Consider the following 15,809-nt stretch of genomic DNA (forward strand, 5'->3'; position numbering starts at 1 on the left):
CGAGCATGCCGGGTTTCTACTTAGTTCAAACGGTAAACTACATGCAGGAAAATTTTAAGCCTGCTTCACTGTAACAGATCCGACATCGTGGAAATGAAGTCCTCATAGGATTGACATCCGCACAGCTTCTTGACATTTTCCGGTGTGCTTAAAATCATGGTAATCGGATCAAAAATCTCATTGAAAATATAACGGTCACTTTTGTTAAAGCAAAGCATGAGCACCAGATACACATCCTGCTGGTTCCATGATATCGGCGTTTCACTGATAACAATATTCATCCCTGTCTTTTTGGCATGCATTTTCATTGCATGCGGAATCGCAAAGCTGCCAAAAGCTGTCGAGGACATATTCTCACGGGATATTATTTCATTCTCAAATTCATCATCCACATATCCATGCACAATCAGTTTATTTACCATATATGTTATACACTCTTTTTCTGTAGAAAATCCACTCTTCAGGACCTCAAAGAAATCAGGCAGAAGCAGCTCTTTCAAATAGCCTTCAAAAACGCTGCGTTTTTTTAATTTACGGATTGTTTCTATTTTTTCATTTAACAGCTGCCTGTCCTTTTGATTGAGGAATATGCTAATCTGTATCATAGGTATGGAAGTAATTACAGAAACAGGTATTGTAGTTATGATGAGATTTGTATCCTTAATTTTATCAAAATCACTTTCATCGGTAAGTATATTTGTAATCAGCAATTCATCAGAATAATAGCGCTTGATCACATCGGTAACCTTCAGACTCATATCGTAATAGCTGGGACAATACAACGCTACAGTTATTTTTTCTGTCAGGCTTTTCTGTGCCTCCAGGGCGCTTCCCAGATGAAAGGCAATATAGGCAATTTCATCATCGTTTATAGAAATTCCTGTTTTTTCTTTTATCGTTGCGGCAAGAGAAACCGATACATCATAAATCAGAGGACAGGAGGTTTTAATACCATCCGCGAGTGGATTTTTACTGAAGTAATTGTTCTTGGAGCGCACCAGTAAATTTTTGATATGAAGGGCGAACCGGATAAGAAATTCCTGTTCACTCAAATCAATATAATAGAAGGAGTTGATATCGAGAATCAGCTCTTTTACCAGATTCAGACATTCCTTTCCGATAAAATCCTCCAGGTTTGCGGCATTGATACTTTTATAATCAATTGTTGTTGCCCTGGAAATAATCAGCAGTGTCATTTCATAAATTTCCGCCTTACTGTAGGTGATATGAAAATGTTCTTCCAGACGTCCTGCCACTTTTTCCGCAAGCTCATACTCATGCAGGTGAACCGCCGGCTGCTGGTCAATGCTCGTTGTATTGATATTGTTCTTCCGGATACGGTCAATCGCAATGGTGATATGCAAGACCAGATTGATTAAAGAATAGTCATTGATAAAATAATGGTAATCCTCAAATATCTGTAATACCGTATTCTTAATATACGGAATATCAATATCCAGAAAGGAGTTTTGTAATGATTTTAAATTGACAAAATTAACATTGGATTCATTATATAACAGGGTGCTGAGTAATTTGCGCTTGTTTTTTTCTAATCCTTTTATAGAAATCTGATCTTTCTGACTTACTAATTCCAAATCATATTTTGCCAGTCTGCGCTTGACTTTTTGCAGCTCATTCTTGATGGTAGAAAGGCTGATAAACAATTCATCACATAAATCATATATATCAATTGCTTCCTCCTGATGATGATTGATCAGCTGATTTAAAATATAGATTACACGTTCTTCCGAAGTCTGGGGAATATGATCTGCAGTTTCATCCAGTATGGATTTCGCTAATTCCATATCCAGACGGTATCCTTCCCTTGATGAATGAATAGCTTCGGGATATTCTTCATTGATTTCACGTACATAATTTTTGATACTGCGTACAGAAACATTCAGATGATTGGCTAATAAATTGGTATTTGCCGGTTGTAGGTCAAATAAAGCACGGAGTAGCTCTTTGTTTTTCTGTTTCATTTCATCACCTGCTTTTTGTTCAGAAATCACTATATGTTAAAATTATATTTTACCGGACTGTAATTCTCAACCAGAATTTTGCACGAGCTTGGGGAAAATAATTATCTGCCCCACAGCGTGCAAAACATGATTAGAAATTTAAAAACCGATTTGGCATACTATAGGTGTGATGAGGCGAAGAAGCCTGAAAGGAAGATTATTATGGAAAAATTAAATGTATTACTCGTCTGCGGTTCCGGAGCAAGCTCCGGATTCATGGCAGCCAATATGAGAAAGGCTGCATCCAAACAGGGACTTGATATTGATATCAAAGCACGTAGTGAATCAGAGATTGAAAACTATATTGATGAAATCAATGTCCTGATGGTTGGACCACACCTGGCTTATATTCTGGATGAGGTTGAGGAGTATACACATGGGGAGGATGTCAAGGTAATTTTAATGGAACCGGATTATTACTCTGTATTAAACGGAGAAATGGCGATTGCCCACTTACTTGAGGAAATGGAAAAATAATCGTTACTGAGAAAGGGAGATACATATGAATAATTTAATAAACTGGCTTGAAAATAGTTTTGCGCCGAAAATGAATAAGTTTAACCACAACACCTGGGTCGTTACGATAAAGGACTCTATCATGCAGGTACTGCCATTTATCCTGCTGGGATCCCTGTTTTGTGTGGGAACGGTTATCGAAGGGTTTGTGACTCTGCCCTTTTCCTTCTGGACACCTTATGGGTGGACAATGGGAATGATTTCTGTACTTGTCAGCTTTCTGATTCCGTTTAACTTCTGTGAGAAGAAACGATTGAGAAAGCAGAGAATTATCGCCGGTGCAACCGGTCTGATTCTATTCTTTATATCCATTACTCCGGAGCTTGTCAAAGCAGGGGAACCGGGGTTTGGTTCCAGTGCATTTGGTGCAGGCGGAATGTTCTGTGCAATGTTTACCGGTATTGTGACCAGTATTGTATTTAATCTGTTTGGCAAATTCTCATTCTTTAAAGAAGACAGTGCAATCCCGGATTTTGTACGTCAGTGGTTTGATGCATTATTGCCAATTGGCGGAATCATATTCACCGGGTTTATTGTGGTACAGGTATTGAACATCGATTTATATGCGATTATCACTTCCTTCTTTATGCCATTACAGGGTATTATGAATACATGGTATGGATTCATCCTGGTCTGCTTTCTGGAATGCTTTATTTATTCCATGGGTATTTCTTCATGGGTTCTTGCACCTGCGACATCTCCTGTAAAGTTACAGAGCATCGCCGCAAATATCGCACTGGCAACTGCAGGAACAGCGTCTGTAGCGAACCTGAACATGTATACGGAATCCTGCGTCTATACCTGCTATCTGTGGATCGGTGGAATTGCCTGCACCATGCCGCTGGTTATCTTCCTTGCATTATCCAAGTCGAAGAAGCTGAAATCTTTAGGTCGTGCCTGTATTGGACCAACGATTTTCAATATCAATGAACCTGTGGTGTTCGGCTGTATTGCATGGAACCCTGTTATGATGCTGCCTATGTGGATTAACGGTATCGTGTTACCGGCATTGGTGTGGATCGCATGTAAGGTAATCGCCATTGCCCCGATTCCTAAAATTCAGTTTGAAATGTGGTATTGTCCATTCCCGATTTCCACATGGATCACATCGGAAGGATCCATTATGGCCATTGCAGTCATGCTGATTATATTTGTTGTCGGCGGTGCGATCTGGTACCCGTTCTTCAAAGCCTATGAAAAGCAGTGTATTGATGAGGAAACTGCAACAGAAGCAGCTGCTGAATAATAGTGAGAGGAGAGTTATTATGATGAGTGAACAAACAGTACAATCCGCAATGTCTATTATCTTGCATGCCGGGGATGCCCGGGTCGCATGCAAGGAGGCACTGGATGCCATATCCGAAGCGGATTTTGAAACAGCTGAGGTAAAATTAAAGGAAGCACAAACAAAAATTACAGAGGCTCATAAAGTGCAGACCGATGCAATTCAGGGAGAAACCCGTGGTGATGAGTCGGAATATTCTCTTCTGTTTGCGCATGCACAGGATACGTTAATGACGATTTACAGTGAAATCAATATTGCGAAACAGCTGCTGAAAATATTCAGTGCTTATGAGAAACGTATCTCTGCATTGGAAAAATAAAGATTGTTAAGGAGGCAAATATGTCAAGAATACCGGATGGGTTTCCAAAAGATTTCCTGTGGGGTGGCGCTGTAGCTGCAAATCAGCTGGAGGGTGCCTATACAGCAGGAGGAAAAGGATTATGTGTTGCGGATATCAATGAGTTCCGTGATGATATTGATATTACAAAGAAATATAATGATGAAGTTACTTCCACCTACGTGAAGGATGCAATGAATGCCGGAAACAATGATGGAAGGGTGTTTCCAAAACGCCGGGGTATTGATTTCTACCATACATATAAAGAGGATCTCAGACTGCTGGCTGAATTAGGACTGAAGACCTTCCGTACCAGCATCAACTGGGCGAGAATATTTCCGAATGGGGATGATGAAGCTCCTAATGAGGAAGGCTTAAAGTTCTATGATGCGCTTTTCGATGAGATTCTCAAACACAATATGGTGCCGATGATTACCGTGTCCCATTATGAGATGCCGTTACATCTTACGCTGAAGTACAAGGGCTGGTATTCCAGAGAAACCATTTCTTTCTTTGAGAACTACTGCAAAGTGATTTTTGACCGCTATCATGATAAGGTTAAGCACTGGATTCTGGTAAACCAGATCAACTTGATTTCTCATGAATCCTTTAACCATCTGGGTGTTGCCGAAGATATGGTTGATGATTTAAAGAGTGCGAAATATCAGGCTGTGCATAATGAAATGGTCGCTTGTGCACGCGCTACACGATATGCACACGCAACGTATCCGGATTTACAAATTGGTATGATGCTGTGCGGCGGACATGATTATGCGGCAACTTCCAAGCCGGAGGATCAGCTGGCAGCCCTTCAGCATAACCAGATGGAATATTTTTACTCGGATGTACTCTTAAGAGGCGTGTATCCGGGATATGCCCTGCGCTTCTTCGAGGATCATGATATTCATGTGGAATTTGGAGAACAGGATGAAGAGGATTTGAAGAATACATGTGATTTCTTTTCCTTCTCCTATTATTACACTCGTATTGTGACAAAAGAAAGCTTTGAGAACGGAAATGACTCCATCCGTAATAAAGAGCTGCCCGCAAATGAATGGGGCTGGACCTATGATCCGATCGGATTGAGAATTTTATTGAATACCTTCTGGGATCGTTATCAGAAGCCGATTTATATTACAGAAAACGGAAGCGGGTTCTATGATAAACTGGAAAATGGTCATATTCATGATCCGTACCGTGTTGATTTCTATCGGAATCATTTCGAACAGATCAAAGAAGCAATCCGTGATGGTGTGGATGTCAGAGGCTATTATGCATGGGGACCGATTGACATCATTTCCTGTTCCTCTTCTGAAATGTCAAAACGCTATGGATTCATTTATGTAGATTATGATGATTATGGAAAGGGCAGTGGGGAAAGAATAAAAAAAGACAGCTTCGCCTGGTACAAAAAGGTTATAGAAACAAATGGCGAGGAGTTGGATTAACTTATAAATAAAACAAAGGAGATATTTCATCGTTTTTAATGGTGGAGTATCTTTCTTTTTCATGCTTTAAAATGATAAACATTACTCTGCTGATATGAATAGATACTATAAGTAGACACACAATAGGGAAGAGTACGGGATATCGTTCTAAAATATGCTATAATGAAAGAGCATGAAAGAGAGAAGGGATACTTTTGAAATTAAGCAATAAAGAATTGGTGCAGGATACGTTGTGGATCCTTGCGGGAAATATTGCTCTGGCCATGGGGGTTGCCTGGTTTATATTGCCCAATGATGTACTGACGGGGGGCCTGGCGGGTGTTGCAATCGCACTGGAGCCGCTGATTCATTTGAATCCTGAACTGGTGATCAATGTACTGACCGTCGTACTGTTTCTTGCAGGATCACTTGTCCTGGGGAAAAAGTTTGCGGCAAAAACGATTCTGAGTACAATCTGTTATCCGCTGCTGCTTACTTTACTGTCCTATCTGGCAAAACATGTGATTGCTCCGGATACCTTTATCATGGATAAATATTTAGCCACCATTTACGGCGGTGCGCTGATGGGCATCGGTGTCGGCTGTGTGTTTCGTACAGGTGCCAGTACCGGTGGTATGGATATTCCACCACTGATCATTAACAAGTATACCCATATACCGCTTCCGACACTGGTTTTGATTGTGGACGCGCTTACCGTACTGCTTGGTGCTGCCGTATACGGACTGCAGGCTGCACTTACAGGAATTCTGTCAGTCTGGGTAAGCAGCTATATGATCAATAAAACCATGATGATCGGTGGACATGATGCGCGTAATGTGATGATCGTATCCAATAAGCATACGGAAATTATGGACCGTATTCATGAGGTGTTGGAGCGCGGGACTACGATTCTGGAAGCAACCGGCGGCTATTCTTCTGAGAAACGACCGGTCATAATGGCTGTGGTATCCAAAAAGCAGCTGCCGGAGCTGGAGCATCTGGTGTCGCATATCGATCCGGAGGCATTTGTTATCGTAATGGAAGCAAATGAAGTACAGGGTCTTGGGTTCACTTATGAGGAGGAGCTATAGCTTTTCCTATATAATATAGAAGTTTATGGAAGGAGGCGGAAACATGCAGAATTTTAACTATCACAGTCATACAGAACGGTGCGGGCATGCTGTAGGAAGTGATGAAGCGTATGTAAAGGAAGCGATAAAGAATGGGTATCGGTATATGGGTTTCAGTGACCATGCCCCGTATCGTAACGGTGATGCACCGGGAGAGCGTATGCGGGTGGAAGAGCTTGCAGACTATGTGAGCAGTGTGAGAAAGCTGCAGCATACTTATCAGGATCAAATCGAAATCCGTCTGGGGATGGAAATCGAATATTTTGAGGAACAGCTGGATGAGCTTATGCAATATAAGGAAGAGATGGATTATCTCATTCTCGGACAGCATGGCCCTGCATTGTATGCGCCGGAATTTTATGATAATCACAGCGATGCGGATGTACTGCACTATGCTTCCCTGATTGAAAAGGCCTGTGAGAAGGGATTACCGGATATCATTGCGCATCCTGATCTGTTTATGTTTGGAAAGGAAGTCTGGACAGAAGCCTGTTGTGAGGCTGCCCATAGAATCTGTGCAAGTGCACAAAAGCACGGGGTTATTCTGGAGGTCAATCTGAACGGCCTGCGCTATGGGAAACGCAAGCTGGGAGAGGAATTTCGCTACACCTATCCATATCGCAGCTTCTGGGAGATTGCCTGTACCTATGATGTGGATATCGTCTATGGTCTGGATGCACATGCACCTCAAAAGTATGCCGATCAGGATTGCTTTGCTATTGTGAATCAGGAAATTCTATATGATCTGCCGTTGAAATTCCGCAACGAGCTGCGGTTTGAAGACAGGAACAGGGGGAACTGAGATGCTGAAGGAAGCTATGTATAAAAGACATTCCCGAAGAAGCTATCTGCGAGAGAAATTGCGGGATGAGGATGCAGCCTTTTTAAAGGAACGCATTCATATGTATAACCAGAAGCACGGATTGCATATGAAGCTGGTATGCGGACATCCGGAAATCTTTAAGGGATTTCGCAACAGCTACGGCATGTTTCACAATGTTGAGAATTTCATTATGATGATGGGCAATTCCCGTGATGTATATATGCAGGAGAAGCTGGGATATTTCGGTGAACGACTGATTCTGGAGGCGGTAGAGCGCAATATGGGAACCTGCTGGGTTGGCGGTACCTTTGCGAAAGATGCTTTAAAGCCCTATGTAAAGGAAGATGAGAAGCTGTACTGCGTTATCGCGATCGGCTATACCGCACATAAGAAAACCTTAAAGGAACAGCTGATTTCGCATGCAACACGGCACAGAGGAAAAACCGTGGAGGAAATGTCAGATATCACAGCGCACAGTCCGGATTGGATGAAAAACGGAATGGAGGCAGTGCAGCTGGCACCCTCAGCACTTTTTAAACAGCCGGTGCGCTTCCGTCAGGAAAAGGATCGTGCTTATGCTGAGGTTGCCCATACGGATTCCTTTGAAATGGTGGATTTGGGAATCGCCATGCTGCACTTTGAAATCGGTGCACAAAAAGGTACCTGGACATGGGGAAATCCTGCTGTCTATGAGAAAATAAATGAAAATTCAGAGGCTTATTTGCCTTAGGATATAATAGAAGTAGCTTTTTATGAAATTTTATAATATTTATGAAAAGGAAGATGTGGCAGCCTTAGCCTTATATCATCTTCCCTTTTATTCATTCGCTTCAATTTACTACGGTTAAGCATTTGTCTGTGACATCAGAATCTCTTTATCAGACACCTTTTTCTTTTAAACAGCTTAATCATTTATATGTTACTGTGTTAGAATTAAAAACCGCTGCACCGCTTTTTATAACAGGCAATACACGCAACGAGAAAACTTGACTGTATTGGGTGGAGGTATCTTCGTTTGCACAGCTGCATCAAAGGGGAGTGAGAGCCCTTGTTTTTCAGGCAGGGTGTATGGTATGCATTTACTTTTGAAGATGGATATCTCATTTTCTTTCACCGATAATCTGCTGTCGTTGTCATAGCTTGTCATATAAATGCCATGTCTGTGGAAAATTCTGAATCCTGTTGCTGCTGCATGCATAAAATTAAAGGAAAGGTAGGACATCATCCTCTTTGAGTCTTGCAAAGCAAACTTTTCTGTGTTAACGTTTACAATGGCTAGATGTTTAAAACTATGGAGGAGAGTATATGGAATTACTTCGTTTTTCTTATACGAATCTGAGCCGAAAGCCTGCAGATGCGTTCTTTTTTGCATTCTCGATGTTCTCCGCTTCCCTTGTGATTACGATGTTTTTCGCAATCATCGCAAATCCCTATTACGGAAGTGAGTCATTGCGTGATGCCTCTGCAATGTCACAGGGTGGAATGTCGCTTGTTGCTTCCTTTGATGGAGGCATCGGATCCGGAATCTTTACGATGATGCTGTCTTTGTTTATGATTTTCATCTGCATACTGACAGTCTTTTTTTCAAACAAATTTTTTCTGATGTCAAAAACACATGATATTGGTGTAATGATGATCAGCGGTAGCAGTATTATTCGAATAGCCAAGTTCCTGATTGTGCAAAATTTTATGATCATGGGAATTGCAGCACCGCTGGGAGCTCTTGCCGGCTGCTGTGTGTTTCCGCTGGTGAATCATGTCATCTATCTGTCGATGAATATACAGGCACCTGTATTCACCTTTTCTTCCGCAGCCCTTGGATATTGCATCGCTACCCTTGTGATTGTTTCCGTATGGCTGGTTATTGTCGATGCAGGCTTTGTCTATCGCATGGATTCCATGAATGAACTGCTGCGTGCCAGACGGTCGATGAATCCGATTGGAAAACAGAAGCAGGTATTTATGAAAATCGTATATGTATGTGTGTATGCGCTGACCATATATCTGCTGTTCTCGATTGATTATCATTATATGAATGCCATTTTTCTGATATATCTTGGTGTAGCCATCGTATTCGGCGCAGGGAATGTATTTCGTTATATACTTCCGGATGTATTAACCCTGATGAAAAAACGGATGTTTGCAGAAAATCGCCATTTTCTGATATCTTTGGGAAATCTGCGCTACAGCATGGTCAACGGAAATCTTCTGGTTACGATTATTTTATTGTCGACAGCGGTATTATTTCTATATCTGTGTAAATTTTATAACGACACGGCAACTTTTATGGTTGTTATGATCGCCTTTCTCGTATCGATGCTTCAAATCAGTATCTGTCTTGTTTATAAGCTGTCTGCCGACGGATTGAGTAAGTGTCAGGTCTTTCGCAATATGACGGCAATCGGGTATTTGAAAACGGATATCCGAAAAATTATCAAGCAGGAAATCGTCGGCTTTTACGGCATCATTCTGTTGTTATCTCTGCCGCCTTTACTGGTCATAACTTCATTGTTTGCGGCAGGAGGGGATGTGGCGTGGAGCTTTGTATTACAGCTGCACGGCTTGTATATCGGCTTTTTGCTGGTGGCAGCTGTGGTGATGTATCGCATTTATATGAAACTGATTTTCCGTCAGGATCTGATGGAAGCATATATGGAGGAATAGGAGAGCAGAATATGAATACTATATTGGAAGCTAAGAATATAACGAAGATTTATAATCGTCATACAAAAAATGAATTTGAAGCATTGCGCGGCATTTCACTGGAAGTGCACGAAGGAGATTTTATATGTATCATGGGACCCAGCGGTTCCGGGAAGTCCACGCTGATCAACAACCTTTCCACAATTGATACGCCGACAAAGGGAAAGGTGAAGATCAATGGCATTGATGTCTACAGTATGCTGGAATCTCAAACGGGAAAATTCCGGTATGAAAATCTAGGATTTATCTTTCAGTCCTTTAATTTGATGGATACTCTGACGCTGAAGGAAAATATCGCATTGCCTCTTACCCTGTCAAACATGTCGAAGGAGGAAATCGGAATACGTGTGCAGCAAACCGCAGAGAGGCTGGAGCTAGTGGATGTACTGGATAAATATCCGGTGGAATGCTCCGGAGGACAGTGTCAGCGATGTGCGGTCGCAAGAGCCCTGATTAACAAGCCCAAGCTGATTGTGGCAGATGAACCAACCGGCAGTCTGGATTCCAAAAATTCACATACACTGCTCACAATCCTAAAGGAGCTGAATGAGCGTGAGAAGGTCACAATCCTTATGGTGACTCATGATGCCATGATTGCGAGCTATTCCAGGCGGCTGCTGTATCTGCGGGATGGCTGTATCGAAGAGGATCTGGAGCGTGCGGATATGGATCAGAAAGAATACTTTTATAAAATTGTTCAAATCAACAGTAAGGAATCTATGGAGCTGCTGTTTTCGTAAAGCTCTCATCAGTCAACTGAAAATATCATATAAAAATGTTTCTATACGCAGTTCATCTGCATATGGAAACATTTTATATTTTCTTAGAATGCGGCATACGATTCCTTTTTTATAAGAGAGGATGCTCTTAGAAAACTCGAAATACCGTTACAGTCACTGCGGACGCATACCGCATCTGCATGGAGCATTACTTCCTTTTTCGCATGTTCCATGGCAATACCAAGACACACGTCCTTTAGCATGGGAATATCTGTTCTGATATCGCCAAAGCATAGATAATCGTGTCCGGGAAGCCTCCACAGCTTCATCAGCTGGTGAATGCCTGTGGCTTTTGTCACGCCTGCCGGAATTAAATCCGTATTGCGATGGCCGGAATAGGTAATTGCGACATCCAACAGCTTCTCAAAATAGGGCTCATAGTGAAAGCCTTTTTCCTGCAGTCTGTGTACTGCATCTATATTTGCAGGTGGAATCTGTCCATGCACCTGATTAAAGCAGGTGTTGCCGATATCAAAGAAAGCGGCTCTGAAATAGGCTAGGTGCCTGCCATATTTCATTTTCATACCTATTGTATAGTAGAAATTGTATATTAAAAAATACAGTTTATTATCAAATACTGTGAGCCCTCAAATGTAGATGGTGAATGAAAATCTGACCCTTTGGGATAGAAAATGTATGGTATTGGGAGGGGAAAGACCCTCTTATATATAAGGAAGCGTAGATTCCCGTATGTTTTCTGCACATTTGACGGTTTGTATGATATAATGCATAATTGTTAACACCGGAGGTAGAAAAATGATAGAAACGCAAAATGTCAGTGTACGTTTTGGATCACGAACACTGTATGATAATGTAAACTTAAAATTCACAGATGGTAACTGTTATGGCCTGATCGGGGCAAACGGTGCCGGGAAATCCACATTCCTGAGAGTACTCAGCGGTGAGCTGAAGCCGGATACCGGCTCTGTCATCATCAAGCCGAATGAAACAGTATTTACTCTGAAGCAGGATCACTTTGCTTTTGATGAGTACACGGTACTGGAAACGGTACTGATGGGAAATACAAAGCTGTATGAAGTAAAACGGGAAAAGGATGAAATTTACTGCAAGGAGGATTTCAGTGAAGCAGACGGTATCCGTGCCGGTGAGCTGGAAGCGGCCTTTGCGGATATGGATGGCTGGAATGCGGAAAGTAACGCGGCAACGCTGTTAAACGGCCTGGGAATTTCAGTGGATCTGCATGATGTATTGATGAAGGAGCTGTCCGGTAGTGATAAGGTAAAGGTGCTGCTGGCACAGGCGTTGTTTGGAAAGCCGAATACGCTGCTGCTGGATGAGCCTACCAACCATCTGGATATCAAGGCATGCTCCTGGCTCGAGCATTTCCTGATGAATTATGAGAACACGGTCATCGTAGTCAGTCATGACCGTCACTTTTTAAACAAGGTATGTACACATATTGCCGATGTGGATTATGGCAAGATTAAGCTGTTTGCGGGAAATTATGATTTCTGGTATGAATCCAGCCAGCTGATCAGCCGTCAGCTGAAGGATGCCAACAGCAAAAAGGAAGAGAAAATCAAAGAGCTGGAAGACTTTATTGCCCGCTTCTCTGCCAATGCTTCCAAATCCAGACAGGCGACATCACGAAAGAAAATTCTGGATAAGATAACACTGGATGATTTACAGCCATCTACTCGAAAATATCCGTTTATTGAATTTAAACCGGAGAGGGAGAGTGGTCGTTCTATATTGTATATTGAGGATGTAGAGAAACAGGTCGAAGATTGCAGACTGACAAATATCTCCTTTAACATGATGAAGGGAGATAAGGTGGCGCTGATTGGCAATCCACTGAAAACCACTCTGCTGTTAAAGCTGATTGCACAGGAGCTGACACCGGATGCCGGAAGCATTCAGCTTGGACAGACCATCAAGGTTTCCTACATACCGGATGATAACAGCGCGTATTTTGAAGGTACGCAGAGTATCTGTGAGTGGCTGAGCCAGTATACGGATATCGATGATATGTCCTTTATCCGCGGTTTCCTTGGAAGAATGCTGTTTAGCGGAGAAGAACCGCTGAAGCCTGTCAATGTGTTATCCGGTGGAGAGAAGGCGCGCTGTATGCTGTCCAAGACGATGCTGGAGGCGGGAAATCTGCTGTTGATGGATGATCCGATCAACCATCTGGATCTGGAATCCATTCAGACATTGAATAATGCTCTGATAAAATATCCGGGAGAACTGATTTTTGTAAGTCATGACCATCAATTCATTCAGACAATCGCAAATCGTATCATAGAAATCAGAGATGACGGTATCATTGACCGCCGAACAACGTATGATGACTATCTGGAAAAGGAATACGGAATCGAAGAATAGAAATAAAATTGCCCGAAAATAGGGCTTTTTTTCGTATTTTCTTCACAAGTGGAGAAAACGGTGCGATAAAGCGATAAACAGGGGAGCGACAGCGGTTTCAGAAAACTGAAACAAATGAAAAAACAAATATCATTTGTGAACAGATACCGAATTATCACAAATAAATTTTCACATAAAAATCAGATATCTGACATAATATAGTTCATAGATACCTTTATTTAAAGGGTCTGGCATAAATGCCTCTGCAAATTCATATGTATAAAATACAATGTAGAGGGGAAAATAAACATAAATGCATGTTAAAAAACAAAAATATTGGACAAGTCAAAAAAAGTATGCTAGACTAGTGTCTGTTTCGTAAAAGGAGGAACATCAATGAACTCAAAACGAATAAAATTCGCTTTATTCATCTGTGTTTTCGCTTTATATGGATGTGCTTCCAGTGCCTCTGTACCGCAGAAGTCACTGAACACTGTGAATAACAAACATACGGTATCTCAGGATACCCTTCATACAAACAGTCTGATTCAGACAAAGGATACCAGCATGGCCGCCATGGCTTTTCATGCCTATGGTCCTATGCAAAAAAGTGGCTCCATGTTTCGCAGCATGAGGGATGAGCATGGTGTGCTGCTGATGAAATCCGATGTCGAAGGCTATGCGAAAAAAATGAAAGAAAAGGTTGTAAAGGAACGGAAGCGTCAAGTGCAGCTGGAGAAAAAAAGAAAAGAACAGGAACGCCTGAAAAGGATGGAAAAGGAGTCCTCACAGGCATTCAGTCCGAAAATCACAACCTACGGCGTTGACTGCTATGGATGTGGCGGCGAAAGCGGCCGCGGCGGTACTTCCCTAGGTGTGGCACTGGATTTAACCCTTGGTGTACAGATGCCGGATGGCTCATGGCAGCCGGGTATCCGGTATGGTAATTATTATATCGTTGCCGCAGACCCAAGCATTCCGCTTTGCTCGATACTGAAAATCAGTGATCACGGTCTGAGTGGAAGTGGTATTACACCGGATCAGCCCTACTATGCCATTGTACTGGACCGAGGCGGGGCTATTCAGGGAAATCATATCGACCTGTATATCGGCAGTGAGAACTCCGGTGCTATCGTACCGGTGAAAAACACACAGGCAAAGGCGCAGATCATCCGTGAGGGTGGTAAAAACGGAGCCAGAAGCTGTGCATTATAATCATCAGGACATGGAAGCTGGTTTTCTGTGTCCTTTTGCTTTTACAAAAAGCTAAGCTGGTATTCTCTATATTTAAAATGATATAATTATGGTACTATAGTAATTAAGGAAAGGCTGATGCTTGTGAAGATGAAAGAAATCCTTGTGGTTGAGGGAAAAAACGACACAAATGTACTGAAAAGCTTTCTGGACTGTGATACCATAGAAACAAACGGTACGCATTTGGGGAAAGAAATCCTGCGACAGATCAGACTTGCTCAGAAAACGCGCGGTGTGATTATATTTACCGATCCGGATTTTCCCGGAGAAAAAATACGTTCCTGCATCAATGCGGCAGTACCCGGCTGTAAAAATGCCTTCATTGATAAGGCAAAGGCCAAAACAAGCAAAAAGGTTGGTGTGGAGCATGCCTGCAAGGAAGATATTCTGGAGGCATTAACGCATCTGATGACCTTTGATGAACATCTGCAGGTTACACTGAGCTATGAGGAATATCTGGATCTGGGACTAAACGGCAGAGAGGACAGTGCCGAAAAGAGAGCGCAGATTGCCCGCTCCCTGCATCTGGGAAAACCGAATGCCAAAACACTTTTCAAGCGTCTGAATATGCTGCAGCTGCATAAAACAGATGTGGAAAAGCTGCTTGGACAGCCATATGAATGAGCTTGTTAAGGTAACGTTTGCCCTGCGTCCCAAGGAACAACTGGAAGGCTGGGTATCTGAAATCCTGCAGGAGGGATGGGAATTGTCCTCCTTTCGCTATGTCATGCTTGGCTCTTTGATGAATTTTCGTTTTGTAGAGGGAAAACGACGGCATGTGCGGGTTTGCTTCTATGATGTGAAATACGATGCAGATGAAAGCATCTTTCTGGCCGAGGGATGGAACGTGCTTTGCCGAAACGGTCTGAGCGTTATTTTCTATCATGAAAATCTTGATCAGCCGCTGCCGCTTCTGGATATGAAGCTGTATACGAAGCGAAGAATCTTCAAAATGACATGCAATTTGCTGTATCTGTTTTCATTGCTGTATTGTGTGCGAGTGGAGGAGGAGGCATTGCGGAAGCCGCTTCTTTTCGTCTTTACCCTTCTATTGTTTGCGCTGCCGCTGCTGTTTGATGTCAAAAGCACGACAAAATACAGTAATCTGATTCGAATTATAAAAAACCTGTTGTATGCAGTGCTTTTGACAGGTATTGTATATCTGCTGATAGAATTGCTGGTATCCACCTTCTATCTGCTGTTTTAGAA

Annotated in this window: 15 protein-coding genes; 13 read left to right on the top strand and 2 right to left on the bottom strand. The window is 42.3% G+C overall.

Annotated elements, in window-relative coordinates:
- Positions 1 to 65: 65 nt before the first annotated feature.
- The gene (locus ACG3M1_RS00455) at positions 66 to 1,982 is read right to left on the bottom strand and encodes a BglG family transcription antiterminator (protein WP_009270122.1); all 1,917 of its coding nucleotides are present in this window, start codon (positions 1,980 to 1,982) and stop codon (positions 66 to 68) included.
- Positions 1,983 to 2,183: 201 nt separating this feature from the next.
- Between ACG3M1_RS00455 and ACG3M1_RS00460 the strand changes: the two genes are divergently transcribed.
- The 9 genes from ACG3M1_RS00460 (at position 2,184) to ACG3M1_RS00500 (ending at position 10,982) form a co-directional block, all read left to right on the top strand.
- A complete protein-coding gene (locus tag ACG3M1_RS00460; protein WP_008818087.1) occupies positions 2,184 to 2,498 on the top strand; it encodes a PTS sugar transporter subunit IIB in 315 nt (104 codons plus the stop codon).
- 25 nt (positions 2,499 to 2,523) lie between these two features.
- Entirely contained in the window at positions 2,524 to 3,783 is a 1,260-nt protein-coding gene (locus tag ACG3M1_RS00465) for a PTS sugar transporter subunit IIC (protein WP_008818088.1), read from the top strand.
- 19 nt (positions 3,784 to 3,802) lie between these two features.
- Entirely contained in the window at positions 3,803 to 4,141 is a 339-nt protein-coding gene (locus ACG3M1_RS00470; protein ID WP_233105568.1) for a PTS lactose/cellobiose transporter subunit IIA, read from the top strand.
- 20 nt (positions 4,142 to 4,161) lie between these two features.
- Positions 4,162 to 5,607 (top strand): glycoside hydrolase family 1 protein, encoded by a 1,446-nt coding sequence (locus ACG3M1_RS00475; RefSeq protein WP_021420173.1) that lies wholly within the window; start codon positions 4,162 to 4,164, stop codon positions 5,605 to 5,607.
- Between the two features lie 194 nt (positions 5,608 to 5,801).
- Positions 5,802 to 6,677 carry a YitT family protein gene (locus ACG3M1_RS00480; protein WP_002606782.1) on the top strand — a complete coding sequence of 292 codons (876 nt, stop codon included), beginning with the start codon at positions 5,802 to 5,804 and terminating at the stop codon, positions 6,675 to 6,677.
- A gap of 43 nt (positions 6,678 to 6,720) precedes the next feature.
- Entirely contained in the window at positions 6,721 to 7,518 is a 798-nt protein-coding gene (locus ACG3M1_RS00485) for a histidinol-phosphatase (protein ID WP_008818091.1), read from the top strand.
- 1 nt (position 7,519) lies between these two features.
- Complete coding sequence (locus tag ACG3M1_RS00490; protein WP_008818092.1) at positions 7,520 to 8,269, top strand: nitroreductase family protein; 750 nt, start codon at positions 7,520 to 7,522, stop codon at positions 8,267 to 8,269.
- Between the two features lie 575 nt (positions 8,270 to 8,844).
- Positions 8,845 to 10,203 (top strand): ABC transporter permease, encoded by a 1,359-nt coding sequence (locus ACG3M1_RS00495; RefSeq protein WP_054344321.1) that lies wholly within the window; start codon positions 8,845 to 8,847, stop codon positions 10,201 to 10,203.
- Between the two features lie 11 nt (positions 10,204 to 10,214).
- Complete coding sequence (locus ACG3M1_RS00500; protein ID WP_008818094.1) at positions 10,215 to 10,982, top strand: ABC transporter ATP-binding protein; 768 nt, start codon at positions 10,215 to 10,217, stop codon at positions 10,980 to 10,982.
- Between the two features lie 83 nt (positions 10,983 to 11,065).
- Here ACG3M1_RS00500 and ACG3M1_RS00505 read toward each other — a convergent pair whose 3' ends face one another.
- Positions 11,066 to 11,539 carry an HAD family hydrolase gene (locus ACG3M1_RS00505; protein ID WP_008818095.1) on the bottom strand — a complete coding sequence of 158 codons (474 nt, stop codon included), beginning with the start codon at positions 11,537 to 11,539 and terminating at the stop codon, positions 11,066 to 11,068.
- A 238-nt stretch (positions 11,540 to 11,777) separates the two neighbouring features.
- On the opposite strand from ACG3M1_RS00505, the gene ACG3M1_RS00510 reads away from it, so the two are divergent.
- From ACG3M1_RS00510 to ACG3M1_RS00525, 4 genes are all read left to right on the top strand, one after another.
- The gene (locus ACG3M1_RS00510) at positions 11,778 to 13,367 is read left to right on the top strand and encodes an ABC-F family ATP-binding cassette domain-containing protein (RefSeq protein ID WP_008818096.1); all 1,590 of its coding nucleotides are present in this window, start codon (positions 11,778 to 11,780) and stop codon (positions 13,365 to 13,367) included.
- Positions 13,368 to 13,742: 375 nt separating this feature from the next.
- A complete protein-coding gene (locus ACG3M1_RS00515; RefSeq protein WP_002606796.1) occupies positions 13,743 to 14,561 on the top strand; it encodes a 3D domain-containing protein in 819 nt (272 codons plus the stop codon).
- Positions 14,562 to 14,678: 117 nt separating this feature from the next.
- Entirely contained in the window at positions 14,679 to 15,224 is a 546-nt protein-coding gene (rnmV, locus tag ACG3M1_RS00520) for a ribonuclease M5 (protein ID WP_008818097.1), read from the top strand.
- A complete protein-coding gene (locus ACG3M1_RS00525; RefSeq protein ID WP_009270126.1) occupies positions 15,217 to 15,807 on the top strand; it encodes a hypothetical protein in 591 nt (196 codons plus the stop codon). The genes rnmV and ACG3M1_RS00525 overlap by 8 nt, the downstream gene beginning before the upstream one ends.
- The last annotated feature ends 2 nt before the right edge of the window (positions 15,808 to 15,809 follow it).

It is taken from the genome of Clostridium sp. 10cd* (assembly GCF_044336395.1).
Taxonomy (GTDB): Bacteria; Bacillota_I; Bacilli_A; order Erysipelotrichales; family Erysipelotrichaceae; genus Clostridium_AQ; species Clostridium_AQ innocuum.